This window comes from Alkalibacter saccharofermentans DSM 14828 (assembly GCF_900128885.1).
Taxonomy (GTDB): domain Bacteria; phylum Bacillota; class Clostridia; order Eubacteriales; family Alkalibacteraceae; genus Alkalibacter; species Alkalibacter saccharofermentans.
Genome location: NZ_FQTU01000008.1, coordinates 40,223 through 61,003, shown reverse-complemented (window position 1 = coordinate 61,003; position 20,781 = coordinate 40,223). Strand labels below are relative to the sequence as shown.

The 20,781-nt window shown below is 41.1% G+C and carries 17 protein-coding genes and 2 riboswitches; of the genes, 14 read left to right on the top strand and 3 right to left on the bottom strand.

Translation table 11 applies throughout. The features are described from left to right. Nucleotides 1–133 precede the first annotated feature (133 nt). Nucleotides 134–589, top strand: coding sequence for a ribose 5-phosphate isomerase B (gene rpiB / locus BUB93_RS06840; RefSeq protein ID WP_073270466.1), 456 nt, complete (start codon nucleotides 134–136; stop codon nucleotides 587–589). 5 nt (nucleotides 590–594) lie between these two features. Next, nucleotides 595–1,647 carry an NAD(P)H-dependent glycerol-3-phosphate dehydrogenase gene (locus BUB93_RS06835; RefSeq protein WP_073270464.1) on the top strand — a complete coding sequence of 351 codons (1,053 nt, stop codon included), beginning with the start codon at nucleotides 595–597 and terminating at the stop codon, nucleotides 1,645–1,647. Between the two features lie 33 nt (nucleotides 1,648–1,680). Here the strand turns inward: BUB93_RS06835 and BUB93_RS06830 are convergent, their stop codons facing one another. Both BUB93_RS06830 and BUB93_RS06825 read right to left on the bottom strand, forming a co-directional pair. Then, the gene (locus BUB93_RS06830) at nucleotides 1,681–2,589 is read right to left on the bottom strand and encodes a uroporphyrinogen decarboxylase family protein (protein WP_073270462.1); all 909 of its coding nucleotides are present in this window, start codon (nucleotides 2,587–2,589) and stop codon (nucleotides 1,681–1,683) included. Beyond that, on the bottom strand, nucleotides 2,582–3,313 hold the full coding sequence (locus BUB93_RS06825) for a lysophospholipid acyltransferase family protein (RefSeq protein ID WP_073270459.1): 732 nt from the start codon (nucleotides 3,311–3,313) through the stop codon (nucleotides 2,582–2,584). Before BUB93_RS06825 ends, BUB93_RS06830 begins: the two co-directional genes overlap by 8 nt. A gap of 182 nt (nucleotides 3,314–3,495) precedes the next feature. Here BUB93_RS06825 and BUB93_RS06820 point away from each other — a divergent pair, with 182 nt between their 5' ends. Together BUB93_RS06820 and BUB93_RS06815 are read left to right on the top strand one after the other, a co-directional pair. Next, a complete protein-coding gene (locus BUB93_RS06820) occupies nucleotides 3,496–5,439 on the top strand; it encodes an InlB B-repeat-containing protein (protein ID WP_143159075.1) in 1,944 nt (647 codons plus the stop codon). Nucleotides 5,440–5,529: 90 nt separating this feature from the next. Then, nucleotides 5,530–7,539, top strand: coding sequence for a copper-translocating P-type ATPase (locus tag BUB93_RS06815; RefSeq protein ID WP_242945408.1), 2,010 nt, complete (start codon nucleotides 5,530–5,532; stop codon nucleotides 7,537–7,539). Here the strand turns inward: BUB93_RS06815 and BUB93_RS06810 are convergent. After that, the gene (locus BUB93_RS06810; RefSeq protein ID WP_073270455.1) at nucleotides 7,534–8,721 is read right to left on the bottom strand and encodes an NAD(P)/FAD-dependent oxidoreductase; all 1,188 of its coding nucleotides are present in this window, start codon (nucleotides 8,719–8,721) and stop codon (nucleotides 7,534–7,536) included. The genes BUB93_RS06815 and BUB93_RS06810 overlap by 6 nt on opposite strands. Nucleotides 8,722–8,914: 193 nt before the next feature. Next, nucleotides 8,915–8,998: riboswitch (cyclic di-GMP riboswitch) on the top strand. Between the two features lie 38 nt (nucleotides 8,999–9,036). Continuing rightward, nucleotides 9,037–9,123: riboswitch (cyclic di-GMP riboswitch) on the top strand. Between the two features lie 15 nt (nucleotides 9,124–9,138). Between BUB93_RS06810 and BUB93_RS06805 the strand changes: the two genes are divergently transcribed. From BUB93_RS06805 to radA, 10 genes are all read left to right on the top strand, one after another. Then, entirely contained in the window at nucleotides 9,139–10,068 is a 930-nt protein-coding gene (locus BUB93_RS06805) for a transglutaminase-like domain-containing protein (RefSeq protein WP_084117078.1), read from the top strand. 139 nt (nucleotides 10,069–10,207) lie between these two features. Next, nucleotides 10,208–11,656, top strand: coding sequence for a cardiolipin synthase (gene cls / locus BUB93_RS06800; RefSeq protein ID WP_242945406.1), 1,449 nt, complete (start codon nucleotides 10,208–10,210; stop codon nucleotides 11,654–11,656). A 21-nt stretch (nucleotides 11,657–11,677) separates the two neighbouring features. After that, nucleotides 11,678–12,451, top strand: a complete 774-nt coding sequence (locus BUB93_RS06795) for a patatin-like phospholipase family protein (protein ID WP_073270453.1) — start codon at nucleotides 11,678–11,680, stop codon at nucleotides 12,449–12,451. Between the two features lie 38 nt (nucleotides 12,452–12,489). Continuing rightward, on the top strand, nucleotides 12,490–13,530 hold the full coding sequence (locus BUB93_RS06790; protein WP_073270451.1) for a D-alanine--D-alanine ligase: 1,041 nt from the start codon (nucleotides 12,490–12,492) through the stop codon (nucleotides 13,528–13,530). Between the two features lie 915 nt (nucleotides 13,531–14,445). Next, nucleotides 14,446–14,874 carry a YwiB family protein gene (locus tag BUB93_RS06785; RefSeq protein WP_073270449.1) on the top strand — a complete coding sequence of 143 codons (429 nt, stop codon included), beginning with the start codon at nucleotides 14,446–14,448 and terminating at the stop codon, nucleotides 14,872–14,874. A gap of 13 nt (nucleotides 14,875–14,887) precedes the next feature. Then, nucleotides 14,888–16,564 (top strand): arginine--tRNA ligase, encoded by a 1,677-nt coding sequence (gene argS, locus BUB93_RS06780; RefSeq protein ID WP_073270447.1) that lies wholly within the window; start codon nucleotides 14,888–14,890, stop codon nucleotides 16,562–16,564. A 179-nt stretch (nucleotides 16,565–16,743) separates the two neighbouring features. Continuing rightward, nucleotides 16,744–18,201, top strand: a complete 1,458-nt coding sequence (locus BUB93_RS06775) for an aminoacyl-histidine dipeptidase (RefSeq protein WP_073270444.1) — start codon at nucleotides 16,744–16,746, stop codon at nucleotides 18,199–18,201. 18 nt (nucleotides 18,202–18,219) lie between these two features. Continuing rightward, complete coding sequence (locus BUB93_RS06770) at nucleotides 18,220–18,843, top strand: SGNH/GDSL hydrolase family protein (protein WP_073270442.1); 624 nt, start codon at nucleotides 18,220–18,222, stop codon at nucleotides 18,841–18,843. Nucleotide 18,844: 1 nt separating this feature from the next. Next, nucleotides 18,845–19,357 (top strand): VanZ family protein, encoded by a 513-nt coding sequence (locus tag BUB93_RS06765; RefSeq protein WP_073270441.1) that lies wholly within the window; start codon nucleotides 18,845–18,847, stop codon nucleotides 19,355–19,357. Further along, on the top strand, nucleotides 19,347–20,735 hold the full coding sequence (radA, locus tag BUB93_RS06760; RefSeq protein WP_073270439.1) for a DNA repair protein RadA: 1,389 nt from the start codon (nucleotides 19,347–19,349) through the stop codon (nucleotides 20,733–20,735). The genes BUB93_RS06765 and radA overlap by 11 nt, the downstream gene beginning before the upstream one ends. Nucleotides 20,736–20,781 lie beyond the last annotated feature (46 nt).

The window sequence follows — 20,781 nt, the reverse complement described above, 5'->3', positions numbered from 1 at the left end:
AAGCCAATGTGAAAAAAGTGAAGGCCGTAAAACAATCTGATAACAGGTTTTTTTACGGTTTTTTTGTATGAATATTAACATACGCATTGGAGCATGCGCATTTATGCGCAAAAAAAGAATAGGAGGAAATATAATGAAAATTGCTATTGGTTGTGATGAAGCCGGTGTAAGATTGAGAGATATCCTAAAGGCTTTTGCTGAAGAAAAGGGACATGAATTAACAGACTTCGGAGTCAAAGAGGGGGAGAGCGTGCTATACCCGCTTATCGCCGAAGATATCGCAAAAGCTGTAGCTTCCGGTGATTATGAAAGAGGGATAATCCTATGCGGCACAGGAATAGGAATGGCAATAACCGCAAACAAAGTACCTGGTATCAGAGCTACCGTCGCACATGATGTGTTCTCCGCTGAAAGATCGATTAAAAGCAACAATTGTCAGATAATCACTATGGGAGAAAGAGTTATAGGTGCAGAAAGTGCAAAGACCGTCTTGAATGCCTGGTTGGAGTCAACTTTTGACGGAGGGAATTCATTGCCAAAAGTCGATAAAATGATTGAAATTGATGAAAAGTACAGATCACAGAGGTGATTTAAATGGAAAAGATTACGATTATAGGAGCAGGAGCCATGGGCAGCGCCCTGACTACTCCATTAATTGAAAACGGAAACGAAGTAAGGCTATGGGGAACAGAGCTTGACGGACACATTATCGATGAACTTAGAAAAGGAAACAACCATCCAAAACACAAATATCCACTTTTAAAAGAGGCTAAGCTTTTTAAGGTGGATGAACTGGAACAGGCAATGGAAGGAAGCCGATACGTTATAATGGCCATAACTTCAGATGCGCTGGGAATGATATTCGACAGAGTGGTTCCATATCTGAAGGAGGATTCCATTGTAGCGACAGTATCGAAGGGATTTGACTATGACAAAGAGGGGGAAATCGTCATTCTCCCTGAGATTTTAAAAGAAAAGCTTCCGAATGATTTGAAATCCATACCCATAGTAGCGGTGGGAGGTCCTTGCAAGGCCAACGAGGTTCTGTACAGATCGCCGACATGCGTGGTATATGCCAGTGAGGATATGGCTGCTTCCAAGAAATTCAAGGAGCTTATCGCCACAGAAGTGTACAACGTCAAAACCGACGATGACATCATAGGCACTGAAATATGTGCTGCCATGAAAAATGCCTACGCAGTAAGCTTGGGTATGGCAGAAGGCTACAAAGGGATAAAGGGTCTTACTCACAACAATACAAAATCCGCGCTATTTACTATAGCTACTGAAGAGATGGATCTGTTTGCAACAGCCATGGGTGGAAGCGCCAAGTCAGTTTATGGGCTTCCCGGATCAGGGGATCTCGAGGTTACAGGTGAAGCAGGGCGAAACAGGATTTTGGGAGAAGTGGTTGGAGAAGGAATGAAGTCCAGCATGGCAATCCAAAAAATGCAGGATGAAGATATAACCGTAGAAGGCTACCCGGCAATCAAGTTTGGGTACAATCTGGTGAAAAATCTGGACGAAAAGGGTAAGATCGATATAAAAAGACTTCCCTTGTTGACAGCTCTTTATGAGATACTATATCAGGATGCTCCCTGCTATGAAACTATCCAGAAGGTCTTGAACGATTACTGCAACAGCTGATAAAATGATTTGTTGCAGGCAAAAGAGTCGGAATTATCTTTCCGACTCTTTTGCTATGTAATCATATATTTTTTTAAGCTGCATAACGTCCATTCCAGGGAAAATCCCACTATTTGTACCAAGTATGAAGCCTCTGAAATTAGTGGTTTTGCGTATCTCATCTGCGATGAGCTTCATTCCATCATCGGTCTTGGACTTTTCTATATGGTTTACATCCAGATGTCCCCACAAACAGATTTTATCTGCATAATCCTTCAAACAGCTTAAGTCAATCTTGCAAACCTGGTCTATGCAGTGAATTCCTTTGAAGCCTGCATCGACGATTTCGTCAATAATAGAAACATAGTTGCCGTCGGAATGGAAAAATGGCACAAGATTATTTTTATGAGCATGCTCCACCTGATGCTCAAGGGAGGAAAGGAACAAATCCTTAAAAAGCGGAGGGCGTATGATCAGCCCGCCCTGATAGGCAATGTCATCTGCGATAATAGCACCGTCGATTCCCAGGTCTGAAATAGCGCTTAAGGCTTCGATATTTATTTTGGAGACTCTTTTAATGAAATCCTTTGTTTCGTCACTTTTCTTAAGGATCATGGAAAGGAATTTCTCGAATCCATAATATCTTATGCCAAGCTCGAAAGCGCCGTCGAGGATAGAAAAATTAAAAAAACCAGTCATGTTGGTCCATTGGGAAATCTCATCCTGGGGTATTTTGATGCTTGGGAAAGCTTCAGAAAAGTCATATACAGGTGGAAGCACTATTATATCCACGCCCAAATCTAAAGCATAAGCATTTTTGGTATCAAAATCCACACTTGACACTTTAAAATGCTCCTTTATGGCATCATCGTCAAGCACCAGCTCGCCTTTTGGAACAGGGATACCTGATTTTCCTGCTATTGTGTCTGCAACTATTCTTTTTGAAGCATGATTATCAGACATGATCCACCGGAAATTTCAATTCGTCGATTATGACATTGCGTACGGCTTCTGAAAGCGCAGCTGTATCATTTTTATTTTCGTCGGTGATTTCAATCGGCGGCAATATAGTCATTTTGACAGTAGCCGGCTGTATTTTGATGCTTCCTTTTTTCATCATATTTATCGAGCCGTTTATCGCCACCGGTACTATAGTCGCTTTGCTTTTTGAAGCCAGCTTGAACCCCCCGGCCTTAAAGTCCATGACTTCACCTGTTTTGCTGCGGGTGCCTTCGGGAAACAAAACTAGATTGTAGCCTTCCTTCAATGCATTTATCCCCTCCCTTATGGCTTTGAGAGACTGGCGCATGTCCGTTCTGTCCATAAAAACGCATTTAAGATGCTTCATCCAGGAGCTGACTACCCTCATCTTGGTCATTTCTATCTTGGAAATAAAACCCTTATCCCTGTTCACATACCCTATCATCAAAGGGATATCAAAATTTGACTGATGATTTGCTACGAACAGCACAGGCCCTGTTGCAGGGATATTTTCTTCCCCCTTGACCGTAACGCTGCTGCCGGTAAGCCTGATTAAGTTCATCGCCCATTTTCTTGCCCTTTTGTTGGCAAGCGCGTAGGCATCAGCAGTCCTATTTTGCCTTTCGAATTTGTTTGCCTTTGCCAAATCGGGAATAGTAAGCATAGTGCTCAGCCCAAAGTAAATAAACCAAATAATCGTTCTCATAAAAATATCGTCCTTTCCATTTGATGGAGCTTTGTCCGTTCATTATAATATATCATAAAGATATAGCCAACTGTAGAGAAAAACTTTTTAGAAAGATATTCATATTTGGAAACTATTTCGTAAACTTCGAGGTATATATTGTATAGAGGAATTAGGGCGAATATTTGAAAGGGGATGAAGTGGTGAAGAAAAAGATGGCTATTATTTTAGGAGGAGTAATACTTATGGGATTTGTCCTAGCCGCAGTAGTTTTCGCATCGCAAAATTTATTGGTGAAGACTGATTCAGATGGATACCTATATACAGTACGGGGCGAAAAAGCCAGCATAAAGGGCTACGAAGGAGAAAGGACGATTTTGGAGATACCGGATGCCATAGAAACGGAAAAGGGCGAAATCATGGTAAAGGATATCGGGCGTGGAGCCTTTTCGGAGAATGAAACCCTAGAGATGATAGTAATAGGCGAAAATATAGAGTCCATAGGAAGTTTGGCATTTTCTGACTGCTCATCCCTTAAGAAAGTCGAGTTTATGGGTGATGCGCCCGCCATGGGCAAAGACGTATTCGCAGGGTGTCATAGGGAATTGGTTCTTTTATTTGAGCATGGGAAAACAGGTTATTCCAAAGACGAGTTTGGTTACGATGCACAACCTTTTTTTAGAGTGTATTACGAAGCAATTAACGAAGACTCAGGTGATGTTCCTGAAGACGGCGGCAGATATGGAGAAGGTGAAGAGGTTGTGGTCTTGGACAACTCTGGGAATTTGACGAGAATGGGACATACATTTAACGGGTGGACTGCAAATCCAGATGGAAGCAAAGAGGCGTACCAAGAAGGGGAAATAATAGTAATGCCCGGAGAAAACCTGATTCTTCATCCAAATTGGAAAATAAACAAATACGAGATTACATTTCATTCCAATGGAGGAGATAAAATTGATGCCATTGAAGTCGAGTATGACAATCTGATACCTGAGCCTGAGAAGATACAGAAGAAGGGCTTTGTGTTTATCGATTGGTTTAGAGATAAAGATCTAAAGGATAAATGGGACTTTACATCTTCAAAAGTGAAAGAGGAAGTGGAGCTTTATGCAAAGTGGTTCGAGCTTCCAAAAACACCAACGGGACTGAGGGCAAGCACTCATGGCTACGATCAGATCAGCCTGGCTTGGAACAAATCCGGAGGGGCTGAAAGCTACGAGATATTCAGAAGCGACTCCAGCCAGGGAGACTATAAAAAGATAGGTGAAACCAAGACCGCTGCATATACAGACAAGGGTCTCTCTTACCAGAAGACGTATTACTACAAAGTGAGGGCCAAATCCAGTGAAGGGGATATAAGCGCTCAAAGCGAGCACTCAAAATCAGCCTCTGCCAAGGCAGAGCTGATGGTTCCGGGAGGCTTTGCTGCCAGTCGCCACGAGCCAGCTAGGATGAGGGTAAGCTGGAATCGATCCGTAGGAGCAACGGGTTATGAAATCTATAGATCTGACAGCCCATCAGGAAACTTTACCCTATTGACCAAAACTACATCAACAAGTTACGTAGACCCAAATGGAACGTGGAACAAGGGAAACTACTATAGAGTCAGATCCTACAGAACAGTAGGTGGCAAAGACGTATACAGCGGCTATACTTCAGTCAAGGGATATGGAAGAGTAGGGGATGCGCTAGGGAGCTATCTCTCATCATCCTCCAATAGGACAAGCGTAAACAATGCTACAATCAGATTAAATGGAGGGCATCTTTCCAATGCCTGCGTATATTTCACATCGGAAGCCATGAGAAGGGTAGGAGTGCCTGTAAGGACGTCCATGAGAAATATCGACTATCTCCTTCCGTATCTATATGAAAATGGTTGGAAAAAGGAGCGGGACTACACCAGGTTGAGAAAAGGTGACCTGTGCTTTACTACTGATGCTGCCGGCAATAAGGATGGAAGGCCTACCCACGTCTATACCTTTATGGGGTGGGTGGAAGAAGGCAATTACGAGTATGCATATATTTGCGACAATCAAGCTCCATACTACGACAACAAGGTTCTTCATATCAGAAATTTCTTAAATCCCGGAGAACATGACGGATCGGAAAAAGAAGCGTTTAGTTATTTTCTTTACAACAGATAATAAACAAAAGCGATGCCGGAAGATAACTGGCATCGTTTTTGTTTATCAGGCAGTGTTTTATGGTATTAATTATGACAGGAGGGGATTATTTTGGATGAGCATAAATCACATATGGGCCATAATGATAATAATGGAAATCAAAAGATGTCAGGACACGGTCATAAGGATCATCACGAAATGATGATAACAGATTTTAAAAGGAGGTTCTATATTTCCATTATCGTGACAGTGCCGATTCTCGCATTATCTCCTATGATTCAAGATTGGCTGGGATGGGAGATGGAGTTTGCAGGCAGCAAATACATTTTGTTTGCATTGTCCAGTTTTATCTATTTATACGGAGGTTGGCCTTTTTTGATAGGATTCGTGGATGAAATAAAAGAAAGAAGCCCAGGAATGATGACGCTCATTGCCATGGCAATCTCCGTAGCCTATTTCTACAGCTCGGCAACTGTATTTCTAATCGAAGGAAATGATTTTTTCTGGGAACTGGCCACATTGATAGATATCATGCTGTTGGGTCACTGGATCGAGATGAGGTCGGTGCAGGGAGCATCAAGGGCAATGGATAAGCTGGCACAGCTGATGCCTGATGAAGCGCATCTCCTATCGGAGGGAAAAGTCATGGATATAAGCGTCGACAAGCTGAATGTAAATGATACGATACTGGTCAAACCTGGTGAAAAGATACCTGCCGATGGGGAAATAGTAAAAGGAACAGGCTACGTCAACGAGTCGATGCTGACAGGCGAATCAAAACCGGTTGAGAAAGGGGAGGGTGATGATGTAATAGGTGGATCGGTCAATTCTGAAGGGTCCTTGGAAATATCAGTTAAAAAAGTAGGAGAAGATTCTTATCTGTCAAAGGTAGTCCAATTGGTCCGTCAGGCTCAAGAATCCAAGTCAAAAACTCAAAACATGGCTGACAAGGCCGCGCTATGGCTTACAATAATAGCGTTGTCTTCAGGAGCAATCACTCTAAGTGCTTGGTTGTTGGCGGGAGCCGAATTCACATTTGCCATAGCCAGAATGGCGACAGTTATGGTAATCACATGTCCACATGCTCTAGGACTAGCCATACCTTTGGTCACGGCGAATACGACTGCTATTTCAGCAGAAAATGGGCTTCTGATAAAAAATAGGACCGCCTTTGAAAATTCTAGGAAAATAGACACGGTTGTGTTTGACAAGACAGGAACTTTGACGGAAGGAAAATTTGGAGTGAATCATATTGAGGTATTTGGGGACAACATGGATAAAAACAAGGCGGTTCAAATTGCCGCATCCTTGGAAAAAAACTCCGAGCATCCCATAGCCGACGGAATAGTTGCACATGCTAAATCGATTGGCATGGAGATGTTTGATATAAATGAGTTTAAAGCTATAAAGGGAAAAGGGGTAGAAGGTTATATAGATGGAGAAAAGTATTTCATGGCAAGTCCGGGATTTTTGCGGGAAAACAACATAAACATACCCGGTGATATGCCCGATTTTGATATTTCAACTAATGTTTTTCTGTTAAAAGAAAAAAATCTGTTAGCTGCATTTGGGCTCTCCGATAAAATCCGGCCCGAATCAATGGAAGCTGTGGAGAAACTGAAAAGCATGGGGATAGGCTGCTGGATGCTCACAGGGGATAATAAAAAAACTGCTGCTCAAGTATCTGAAAAATTAAATTTAGATGGATACTTTGCGGAGGTTTTACCTGAAGAGAAACTAGAAAAAATCAAAGAGCTTCAAAACAAAGGCAGGTATGTGGCCATGACAGGTGATGGAATAAACGATGCTCCGGCACTTGCTCAAGCTGATGTGGGGATTGCTATTGGCTCTGGGACTGATGTAGCGGCCGAAACTGCCGATATAATTTTAGTCAATAGCAATCCGTTGGATGTGACGGTACTCATTGTTTTAGGCAAGCTGACATATAGAAAAATGATTCAAAACCTGATGTGGGCCACAGGATACAACGTAATTGCAATTCCTTTGGCCGCAGGCGTTCTCTATTCCGCAGGAATTGTCATATCTCCGGCTTTAGGTGCTGTGCTGATGTCCTTAAGTACAATTATAGTAGCCGTTAATGCCAAGCTGATCAAGTTATAATTTTTCTATTTTTTCCTTATCCGAAATATCTTCTTTTAGAAGATGGGAGTAATCCTCGCCCATCTTTTTCTTGAGCTTGCCTGCCATTGCGATGTCATTTATGAGTATAGCTCCGGCTAGCTTGCCATCTTTGAAAAACAATTTTTTGAATTTAGTGTCGTTTCTATCTCGCAAGCAGTTCAAACCTTCAGTCTTGCCTTCGATGTCTCCAAGTGAAAATGCCTTCACGTTTAAAATCGTAAGCATGTTTGAAGGTGTGATGGCTTCATAAGATTCTTCTTTGCCAATCATGTTCCGGCCTGCCATTTTACCTTGTTCTATGGCAATAGGCCAGATATTAAAAGACATTTGATTGAATTCTGCAACATCTCCTGCTGCGTAGATGTCTTTTGCGCTGGTTTCCATGTACTCGTTGACTATTATCGCCTTGTCTGTTGCTATTTCAGCATCCTTGGCAAGGCTTATGTTGGACCGTACTCCTGTAGAAAAGAGCACAAGATCTGCGTCGACCTTATCGCCGCCCTTTAGAATGCATCCGGTTACCGGATTGCCCTCTATTTTTTCAACCTGGGCGTTTAAGTACAATGATATGCCTTGATCCTCCACGATTTTTTTAACCACATTAGAAGCCTCTTCGTCCATCTGCCTTGGCAGAAGCCTGGGGGCAAACTCCACAACGGTTACATCAAGACCTAATTCTTTTAATGCGTTTGCAGCTTCTAGACCTAAAAGTCCTCCTCCTACTACTGTAGCCTTTTTCGCGGTTTTCGAAAATTTTTGAATGCTTTTTACGTCATCCATGTCTCTAAGTGAAAAAACTCCCTTGCTGTCTGAGCCTTCAACAGGTGGTACGAAGCTGGATGCCCCATTTGCCAGAAGCAGCTTGTCGTAAGGCAGGCTCTTATCTTCTGAGATGATGACGGTCTTTTCATTTGTATTTATTTTTTTCACCTTGGTTTCGAGGATTATGTCTATTTTGTTGTCTCTGTACCAATTTTCCGGATGTATGTAAATTTCATCAATTGAAAAATCTTTTGACAGATAGTGTGAAAGCCTTGTTCTGTAATAAGTGTAGTATGACTCCTCTGTTACCATTGTTATTGTTGCAGACGGATCATGCTTTCTTATCTCTTCGGCGGCAGAAAGCCCGGCTGCTCCGTTTCCTACTATTACTATATTCATTATATTTCCCCCTTGAATTAAAGTTACCTTATTTTTATCCTTCTGTGGTCAGATTTAAACAAATCAAAAGGAGCAGTTGTTCGAATTTTAGTACAATTTTATCATATTTAAAGGCCGGGTTGCTTGTGTTTGTGGTTTTTTTGTGGTAGAATTGTACTGTAGATAGATTTACTTGCTAGAAGTGTATGCTTTTCAGCGATAAAGGCAAACCAGTCGAAAGGCTGGGACGCAAAGCCAAGGGTCTTACCTTTTTAAAGGAAGATAGCCGGTTACCGAAGGGGAAGTTTTTTTATTGTATTAAACCGATGGACTTTTCATCGATAATGGCAAACCAGTTGAAAAACTGGGACGCAAAGCCAAGGGCCTTAACCTTGAATTCAAGGAAGGCAGCCGGTTGCCGAAAGGAGAGTTTTGTTTATGAAAAAGCTCAGCATAGCCGCTGTTTTAATATTTGCAATAATTGCTGCAGGAGCAGCAACTGGCAACGTATTTTCAAAAGATCAAGACAGTTTGATAAACGACGAGCTTATACCCTTGAGCTCATCTCAGAATATCGCTTATAATGAATTGGAAACTGCTCTTGAAAATCTTGACGTGAAAAATTTCGAAACCTCATCAGGCAGCATCGAAGTTAATGAAAGCCTGTTGGAACAAGGAGTCATAGGAATCAAATTCAATTACGGATTGGATAAAAAGATAAAAATAGTGGTGGAAAAAGGCGAAGAGCAAGTGCACTACAACTATGTTGATATAGGTAATTACGAATTGTTTCCTCTGCAATTTGGCAACGGAGACTACAAGGTATCGGTTTTGGAAAATACTACAGACAACAAATACAGAGTCCTTGGCACTTACGAAGCAAATGTAAATTTAACAGACGGCAATTTAGTATATTTAAACTCTATACAAACAGTAAATTGGAGCAAAAATGATGAAAGTTCGGTTATTGCAAAAGAGCTTACGGAAGGACTTGAGACAGACTCACAAAAATTCAAAGCAATATATGAATATATAGTAAGAAACATAGACTACGATTACGATAAAATTGACGGACTTGATTATTCCTACATACCTGACAACAGGGTTACGCTAGAAGAAAGAGGCGGCATATGCTATGATTATTCCGCATTGATGGCTTCCATGCTTCGAAGCGTAGGAATACCATCGAAATTGGTCAAAGGTTATGGAGACTTTCAGCCTGAGGTATACCATGCTTGGAACGAGGTCCTTTTGGACGGAGATTGGTACGTCGTCGATGCCACTTATGATGCACAGCTATTAAGAAATGGCAGAGAAGTGCAAATAGTCAAGAGTCAGGATGAATATTCAGCAGTTAATTTCTATTAAATTTGATAAATAAGTTTCTTGATGAATCCCCAAAAAAAATCCGGCACTCTGCCGGATTTTTTTTTAAAGGTCTGGTCAGCGTTATTTATGATACAATTAACTAATATGTCAACTATATGATACTTGGAGGAATCTACATATGCTGATGGCTACCAGTTACGGTCTTTCTTTAGTGCTGATTATAAACATAATACTGACTTTTACGATAATATTTCTCGAAAGAAAAAATCCGCAGAGCACTTATGCATGGCTGCTTCTTTTATGGATGATTCCTGCAGCGGGGTTTGTGTTCTATTTATTTTTTTCTCAGAATCTGGCTAGAAGAAAGATATTCAAGTTAAATACAGAGGAGAAAGCTCTCACCAATAGCTTGATTCAGAGGCAAAAGAAGGATATGGCTGAAGATAAGATATATTTTGAGGAAAAATCAAGGGAGAGATATAAAGATCTCGTCTATTTTCATCAAAATCTTAGCAATGCCCTTTATACCAACAACAATAAATTAAAGCTCTTTACAGACGGGAAAGTAAAGTTTGATGCGCTGATGGAGGATATGAAGAAAGCAAAGCATCACATACACTTCCAATACTTCATATTCAAAAGCGGAATTTTGGCAACTGAAATCATGGAGATTCTTAAAAACAAAGCAAAGGATGGAGTGGAAGTAAGGCTTCTCTTCGACGATATGGGGGGGTTTTTTCTAAATAAAAAAGATATGGATGACCTGCTTGCGGCGGGAGTAAAGGTGGCTAGGTTCTTTCCATCAAAAATAAAGCTAATAAATTTAAAGGCTAATTATCGAAACCATAGAAAAATAGTTGTAATCGACGGCAACATAGGCTATATTGGAGGATTCAATGTAGGGGATGAATATCTAGGCTTGGACAAGAAAAAAGGCTATTGGAGGGATTCGCACCTGCTAATTGAAGGAGCGGCCGTTTATGAGCTCCAGCTTAGATTTATCATGGATTGGCGGGCTTCAAGCAGCGATGAGATAATGATAACTTACGAATATATGCCGGAGATTCCTCGTGCGGGACGGGTAGGCGTACAAATAGTTTCTTCAGGTCCGGACGATGCCAACGAGCAGATAAAGCAAGGCTACTTGAAAATGATCAATACCGCAAAGTCGTATATCTACATTCAGACGCCGTATTTCGTGCCGGATCAGAGCATACTGGAAGCTGTGAAAATTGCGGCCAAATCAGGGGTTGATGTCAGAATTATGATTCCGGACAAGCCAGACCATATATTCGTATATTGGGCTACTTTTTCATACGTAGGAGAATTGTTAAAGTACGGAGCAAAGATATATATTTACAACAACGGATTTTTGCACGCAAAAACCGTAGTTGTAGACGATCAGATTTCTTCCGTAGGGACATGCAATTTTGATATAAGAAGCTTTTCTCTGAATTTTGAGGTAAATGCTTTTATATACGATCACGATTTTTCTTATCATATGAAGGAAGTTTTTATAGAAGATATGAAAAAATCGGTAAGATTAAACGAAAGCAGATATGAAAAAAGATCTATAATCATAAAGATTAAAGAATCGATTTCCAGGTTGTTTTCACCTATTCTATAGATTGCAAGGAGGTATTTTATAATGCTCGGCATAGTGCTTGAAGGGGGAGGAGCAAAGGGAGCATACCAAATCGGCGTTTGGAAGGCTATTGAGGAGCTAAAGATTTCATTTCAAGGAGTCGTAGGAGCGTCAGTGGGTGCTCTAAACGGGGCTATGATGGTTCAAGGAGATTTTGATAGGGCGAAAAGTCTTTGGGAAACCATGGAACCTAAAAGAATAATAGCTGAATCTGCAGAAATAATCGACAGGGTAATGGACCACGAATTCATAACGGATGATATCCTCTGTTACAGACAAGAGATGAAGTATGTTTTCGGTATCGAGGGGTTTAATATTGACCCGTTCAAAGAAATTTTAGATGAATGTGTTAACGAGTCGGCCATAAGGACAAGTGGAAAAGATTTTGGATTGGTTACAATTGACTTGGAAGCCGATGAAGGTATTGAGCTTTTCAAAGAGGACATACCAAAAGGAAAAATGAAAGATTTTTTGCTGGCTACCAGCTTTTTGCCATTTTTTAAGGAAGAGAAGATTTGTGGAAAGAGATATCTCGACGGAGGTTTTTACAATAACCTTCCCATGAATATGCTGGTGAAGAAGGGCTACAAGGATTTATTGGTGGTTAAGCTCAATGATAGGGAAGATCGATTCCCTGTGGATGAAAAAAACTTAAACGTAGTAAGAATAATTCCATCCAAGAATTTGGGGAAAACAATGGACTTTTCAAATGATAGAATTTTATCAAATATGGAAACCGGCTATATTGATGCAATGAAAACACTCTCTGTGTTATAATGGTTAGCAAACAAATGGTCTAAAATGGAGGAGAAACTGTGTCAAAAATAAAAGTAGGTATAATTTTCGGAGGCAAATCCAAGGAGCATGACGTATCTTTGATGTCTGCATCAAATGTTATAGAGGCGATGGACAAGGAAAAATACGATCTTACCACCATAGGAATCGACAAGGAAGGTAACTGGTACATATACGAAGGAATCAAGGAAAAAATAAAGGACGGATCATGGATCCTTGACGAAGAAAATCTGATTAAGGATTTTTCAGTATTTCACGATGATTTAATAGACGAGATAGACGTGTTCTTCCCGGTGCTCCACGGTCCGAATGGAGAAGACGGCACCGTTCAAGGCTTATTGGAGCTTATGGGAAAACCCTATGTTGGCTGCGGCGTCCTTGCTTCAGCAGTAGGGATGGACAAGGTCATGTGCAAAAAAATATTTAAAGATGCAGGGCTTCCTCAGGGGAACTTTTTGTCTGTTAAGGAGTGTTTTTGGGCTAAGGATTCAGACCAAATAATCGATGAAATTCAAAGTGAAATCGGATATCCTTGCTTTGTAAAGCCTGCGAATATGGGTTCCAGTGTTGGAATTTCAAAGGCACATGACAAGCAGGAGTTAATCGAAGGGATCAAAGAAGCTTTTCAATACGATAAAAAGATCATAGTTGAAGCCAATATAAACTGTAGGGAAATCGAATGCGCCGTTTTAGGAAATGACGACCCCGCAGCATCGGTTTTAGGCGAGATAGTTCCTTCAAAAGAGTTTTATGATTACCAATCTAAATATTTAGATGACGGGAAGTCTGTTTTAATAATACCTGCTGATTTATCAGAGGAGATTACCGAAAAAATCAGGAACTATGCTATAGAAGCGTATATGGCCATAGATGGAAATGGATTGTCGAGAGTAGATTTCTTCGTAGAAAAGGATACGGATGAAATATTTATAAATGAGATAAATACCATGCCGGGTTTTACTAACATCAGCATGTACCCCAAGCTTTGGGAGCATACGGGAATAAGTTATCATGACTTGATAGTGAAGCTGATAGATTTGGCATTTGAGAAGAATCTCTAAAAAAACAGCTTCCAGAGCAATAATTTGCCAAAAGGAACAAGAAGAAAGTTGGAAAGCGGAAAGTAGGAAAGTGGAAGTTGATTAGAACAATATATGCTCCGCGCATGCCGGACCAAATGCCACATAAGTAATATATCTTGCAATTGTAGGGTAGGGTCTCTGTGCCCTGCCGCAGACCTGATGCCTTTTAGGAATCTCAGGAAATACTTAAATTAGCAAAGCAGGTGCAGGATGAATGTTAAACATGGTGGAACAATGGCTGAGCGATAGTTAAACGATAGGAAAAACAAAAGCATTTACGACTGTTTGACGACAGCTTACCGACAGCCAAACAACCGTTTAACTGGTACTAGAGTCACCCGTAACCATGCCGGACCAAATGTCACATAAGTAATATATCTTGCAATTGTAGGGTAGGGTCTCTGTGCCCTGCCGCAGACCTGATGCCTTTTAGGAATCTCAGGAAATACTTAAATTAGCAAAGCAGGTGCAGGATGAATGTTAAACATGGTGGAACAATGGCTGAGCGATAGTTAAACGATAGGAAAAACAAAAGCATTTACGACTGTTTGACGACAGCTTACCGACAGCCAAACAACCGTTTAACTGGTACTAGAGTCACCAAAACAACACTCAGGCTTTCGCTTTGTTCAAGCCTTCGTTAAGGGGTGGCGCATGCAACGCAGGTTCTAACGAAAACTCAAAGACGTTTACTGCGTAAACATATTTAACGGCAGCAACACTTCAAAAGTGTCACTGCCTTCAAAGAATACCCAAGTACTTTGGCTTACAAGCAAGCTTGACGCCTCAAAGTGCTTGGGTATTCTTTTGTTTTCTTTTGTTTTCTTTTGTACTTGTGCGGTCATGCTAAAAATGATAAAATTAACATCAGTCTAAAAAGGAAAGGGTATTTTGATGAATAAAAAGAAGATATGGATATCAATTACCGGTCGAACTAAGCACTCAGAAGGCAAAGAAGACGTAATTGAGCTCGTCACCGAAGGCGAAATGTATAGAAAGTCAACAAGTGACTATATAATATATGATGAAACAGAGGTATCTGGTTTAGAGGGAACCACGACTACGCTTCAGATAGACAAGGGAAAGATGTCAATCATAAGATTGGGATCGACAAACTCCCATATGATTTTTGAAAAAGGCAGAAAGAACTTCAATACATATGCTACGCCATACGGGGATATGACTATGAGCGTCTACACTCATAAGCTGGATGTAGACTACGACAACGAAGACATGCCTACAGATATTCATATTAACTACAACGTAGAAATTCAAGGCTTGATGTCATCGGACAACGAGCTGAACATACACGTAAAACATTAAGGAGGTTATTGTTTTGACCTATACGTTAAACAAAGTTAAAGATCAAATTATAGAAGAAGTAAAAAACAGCATCGATAAATCAATAGAAAACGGATCATTCACTCTGGATGAGCTTCCTGAGATACTTTTAGAAACTCCCAGGGAGAAGCAGTTTGGAGATTTTTCTACTAATATTGCCATGCAGTTGCCGAAGCTGACTAAAAAGTCTCCAAGGTTTATTGCCGAAGAGATCGTCAAAAATTTTGAGAAGTCAAACACGGACGTGGCAAAGGTAGAAATCGCAGGGCCGGGGTTCATTAATTTCACGTTGAACCCGGACTGGATATATTCTATACTGAACGACATTAAGAAATTATCAAAGGATTACGGTAAAACTGAATACGGAAAAGGCAAAAAAGTAAATGTGGAATTTATAAGCGCGAACCCAACAGGTCCCATGCATATGGGGAATGCAAGAGGTGGAGCTATCGGCGATGGCATGGCCAGCGTTCTTGCTTGGTCCGGCCACGAAGTAGTTAAGGAGTTTTATATTAACGATGCCGGAAACCAAATTGAAAAATTTGGACAATCCTTGGAAGCTAGATACCTTCAGGTTAATGGAGTAGAGGTTGAGTTCCCGGAAGACGGATACAAAGGTGAAGATATCACAGTTCACATGAACGAATTCACCCAGCTTTACGGCAACAGCTATGTTGATTACGACAGCAGGGAAAGGCGAGAAATATTTATTGCCTATGCTCTGGAAAAAAATATAGAAAAAATAAAGGAAGACTTAAGTGGATACGGAATCGAGTATGATGTTTGGTTCCATGAGAGCAGCCTATATGAAGCTGACGAGGTAGCAAAAATCGTCAAAGAGCTCACCGATAAGGGACATACCTACGAAAAAGACGGAGCGATATGGTTTAAAGCAACTGATTTCGGATGCGAAAAAGATGACGTCCTTGTAAGAAACAACGACGTCCCAACATACTTTGCGGCGGATATCGCCTATCACGTAAATAAGCTTAGGACCAGAGGATTCGACTGGTCCATCGACGTTTGGGGTGCAGATCACCATGGTCATGTTGCAAGAATGAAGGCTGCTCTTGAGGCTATGGGCTTGTCAGGAGATGATCTGGATGTAATCATCATGCAGCTTGTCAGACTTGTCCGAAAAGGGGAAACTGCCAGAATGTCAAAGCGACAGGGAAATATGGTTACATTGTCCGATCTAATAGACGAGGTAGGCAAGGATGCGGCAAGGTTTTTCTTCAACTTAAGGTCTCCTGAAAGCCATTTTGACTTCGATCTTGATCTCGCAGTAGAAGAGTCAAATGAAAATCCGGTATTCTATGTCCAGTATGCCCATGCGAGGATAAGCAGCATTCTCAGACAAGTTGAAGAGGATCTGTCTACGATACAAGTCGATTATGCCCTTCTAAAGGAAGAAGAAGAAAAAGAGCTCATCAGAATTTTAGCAGAGCTTCCCTATGAGATAATCTCTGCAGTTGAAAAGATGGACCCGAGCAGGATAACACGTTATGCTATGGATGTAGCTTCCAACTTCCACACTTTTTACAATGCATGCAGGGTAAGAACAGAAGACAAAAAGCTGATGAAAGCCAGGATCGAACTGGTTAAGTCGGTAAGAAGGGTGCTAAAGAATGTTTTAGATATCCTTGGAATAAAAGCACCGGAAAGAATGTAATACAGTATAGGGATCGAATCTTAGCTTGATAGCAAGCCGAGATTTGATCCCTGTTTTTTTACCGAAAAAGTCAATTTTGTGGGTTGGTGATCATCGTCTTGCATTTATTTTTCTTTTCTTCTTCAATACCAGCTAAATAAAATATATAATGTAAATATAACCTAATGGGAGGAACTAAAATGAGAGAGACATTTGAAAACTTGAAAGCTAGAAAAGTGATGGAATTTTTTTATGATATATCTCAAATACCTAGAGGAAGCGGAAACGAAAGAAAGATAAGCCAATATCTCGAAACATTTGCCAAAGACAGGGGCTTGTTTTACATAAGATATAAAAACAACAACGTGATGATAAGAAAGCCTGCTTCAGCAGGCAAGGAGGACATCCCAGGGGTGATGCTCCAGAGCCATATGGACATGGTATGTGAAAAAAACAGTGATACTGTGTTCAATTTTGAAAGTGATCCAATAGATATATACCTTGAGGGAGATTTTATAAAGGCAAAGGGAACGACATTGGGCGCTGACAACGGAATCGGTGTGGCCATGACCCTTGCAGTCCTTGACAGCAACAGCATAGCTCACCCCCAAATTGAAGGAATTTTTACTGTTGACGAAGAGAGAGGCCTTACCGGTGCAATGGAGTTTGATGCGACAGAAGTGACGGGTAAGACGCTAATTAACCTTGACTCTGAAGAAGACGATGAGATATTGACAAGTTGCGCAGGAGGCGTAAGGATCAACCATGCCCTAAAGTACAAGAGAGTCAAAAGACCAAAGGATACCCTCTGCGCAGATATCGTCTTAAAAGGCCTTCAAGGAGGTCATTCCGGCATGGATATAACCAAGGGACGAGCAAATGCGAATAGACTTCTAGGAAGGGTCTTATATGCCGCGAGCAGGGAAATGAAGATGAATATCGTCCACATTTCCGGTGGCTCCAAGGATAATGCCATTCCAAGAGAGGCGTTTTGCAGGCTGACGCTGGAAAAATGGGAAAAAGAGAATCTGGAGATTATAATTAGGGAGTATCAACGATATTTTACCAAGGAATACAAAGGGGTCGAGTCAGGTATATTACTCGATTTAAAGCATGTGGAATCCGATTGCGACAAGGTAATTGATGATGTGACTACAAATAAGATCATCGGCATCCTTTTGCTAGTTCCAAACGGAGTGATAAGCATGAGCAACGAGATTGAAAACATGCCCGTAAGCTCAGCAAATTTAGGGGTTGTTGAAACCAAAGATGATGAAATCATAATATCTTCTGCTGCAAGAAGCTCGGTATCTTCAAAAAAAGAGGAGATTATATCTATCAACAATGCACTATCATCTCACCTTGAAACGGACATATCCTTTCATGGAAATTATCCAGGTTGGAGCTACTCAGAGGAGTCGCCGGTGCGTGATGTCGCAAGGAAGGTATACAAGGAACTATTTGGGGATGAAGCAAAAATAGTGGCCGTTCACGCAGGAGTGGAATGCGGCATATTTGGCGAGAAGATACCCGGGCTGGATATGATATCGATCGGACCTAACGTATACGACGTACACTCGCCAGCTGAGAGGCTGTCCATATCATCAACTGAAAAAACATGGAAGTTTTTATTGGGTCTTCTTGAAGAGATCAATTAAGATGAAGGAGGCGATCTGATGAACATACTATGTTATGGGGACTCAAACACATGGGGATTCAACGCAGAAACAGGGGGAAGATATCCGAGGGACGTAAGGTGGACAGGGATCCTGCAAGAGCTTCTTGGCGGCAAAGCCTTCATCATAGAGGAAGGCTTGAACGGAAGAACCACCGTATTTGATGACGTCTTCCAGTGGAGCCACACGAGAAACGGCAAAGATTATCTACCTACCTGTTTAATGAGTCACAGACCTTTGGATATTGTTATCATGATGCTAGGTACGAACGACATGAAAAGTTGTTTCAACAAAAGTGTTTGGGACATAGGGAGAGGGATGGAAACTCTAGTTGATCAAATCAGAGGAGTAATGACGGAAGATTGTCCTGATATAATCATAGCATCTCCACCAAAGTTGGGGAAAATGTCTGATTATGCTCCTCAGTTTATAGGGGCACAAGAAAAAATCAAGAATCTAGCGGCAGAATATAAAAAGGTGGCTGAGGCTAAGAAGGTCGGGTTCATAAATATTACTGATATGCTAAGTGCTGGTGATGTGGATGGCATCCACATCGACGAAGGGGGACACCGGATTTTAGCTGAGAAGCTGTATTCATACCTCGAGAATTACCGAAAGGATTAAAATGAAAGTCAATAAAAAATATTTTAGAGCCGCAGCTTTATTCGGATATATGGTCACGGTAGCGCTTTTGACCTTGCGCCCGTTTGCAGGAGCGGTGATGTATGAAGCAGACTACAATTTTGTTTTGTTTGCGAGCATTAACAACTATATGCGCCACATGCAGAATTTTGGCATGATTAACTACGGTGCCTTTTGTTATTTCCCGGGGAATCCCATATTGTTTGTAAAAAATATATTTACTGTTTCCTTCATAAACATTTGGGGCAACGTGGCGTTGTTTGTTCCAATGGGAGTGTTCATGGGGATGTATTTCAAAAAGCACAAGATAATCAAGACTTTCTTAGGGGGGCTTGCAATGTCGGCTGCCATAGAAATAGCGCAGTTCATAGGCTTGAGCAGCAGGAGGGCAGACGTGGACGATATAATTTTAAACGTATTTGGAAGCCTGGTAGGAGTAGTTGCTTATCTGGGCATAATAAAATTGACAGGGAGTGAGTCCGCAGATGAGAACTAAAACCGTATTTGTCTGTACAAATTGCGAGGCAGAGTCATATAAGTGGCAGGGATACTGCTCAAACTGCGGTGAGTGGAATACTCTAGAAGAAAAAACCGTAACGAAGAAAGATGACAAAGCAAGAAAAACATCTGGTAAAAGTTCAATCGCAAAAAAAATACAGCCTTTATCTAAGGTTCCAATAAATTCAAGCGAAAGGATAGTAACCGGAATCAAAGAATTTGATAGAGTTATGGGAGGCGGAGTAGTCAGAGACTCCTTATCGATCATAACAGCAAAGCCAGGTGCGGGAAAGTCAACGCTTTTGCTGCAAGTAGCAGGTGAACTTGCTCAAAAGGGATTGAAAATCCTATACGCATCAGGCGAGGAAAGTGAAAGTCAGATAAAAAATAGAGCAGATAGGATATTTTCGACAATCGACGACAATTTGCTGGTCTATTGCGACAATGACTTAAACAACGTGATCGCAAACGTAAATGAGGCGAATCCGGACCTGATAATACTCGACAGCATTCAAACTTTTATAATGCCTGATGTATCTGATTCCAGGGCAGGTTCTCCTACCCAAACCATGGAGTGCGCAAATGCAATGTTACAGCTGGCCAAGGATACAAAGAGGCCAAGAGCGGTAATCATGGTTGGGCAGATGACTAAGAAAGACGAGATGGCAGGATTAAGGGCACTTGAGCATCTAGTGGATGCGGTATTGATAATAGAGGGTGAAAATGAAGAAGAACTAAGAGGCTTGTCCGTCTCCAAAAATAGGTTTGGAAGCACGTGGGAAAGAGGTTTTTTTACAATGAGTGAAAAAGGACTCGTTTCCATAGATAATCCTTCAGAATTTTTTATGACCAAAAGGGACGATGGGGAACTGGTTGGAGGCAGCGCTCTTACGGTGATCAGAGACGGGTCAAGATCCATAATAGTCGAAGTGGAGAGTCTAGTATCACATTCATTCACTCCTTATCCGTCGAGAATCTGCGAGTGCATTCCCAAGGACCAGCTAAATACCCTTATATCCGTCTTGGAACAAAAATCCGGCGTTATGCTTTACGATAAAAATGTGGTATTGAAAAGCACAGGAGGGCTTAGACTTAAAGAGCAATCTGTAAATCTATGCGTGTTGATGAGCATAGTTTCATCTGTGAAGAACAAAGGGATTCCGGGGAACACCGCATTTGTGGCAGATGTGGGACTTACAGGAGAGCTAAAAAAAGTTCCCACTTTGGAACAGAGGATCAGAGAGCTTGACAGAATGGGGTTTGATAGGGTCTTTGTTGCGAAAAATGATGTGCATATAAAGCAAACCTATGAAAACATAAAAGTTTGTCAGTGTAAAAATATTCAGGATGTAATTAGGATGTTATTTTCTCTTTGACAAGATATTAGATTCTGTGTTAAAATATTTTGTTTTGACATTATGA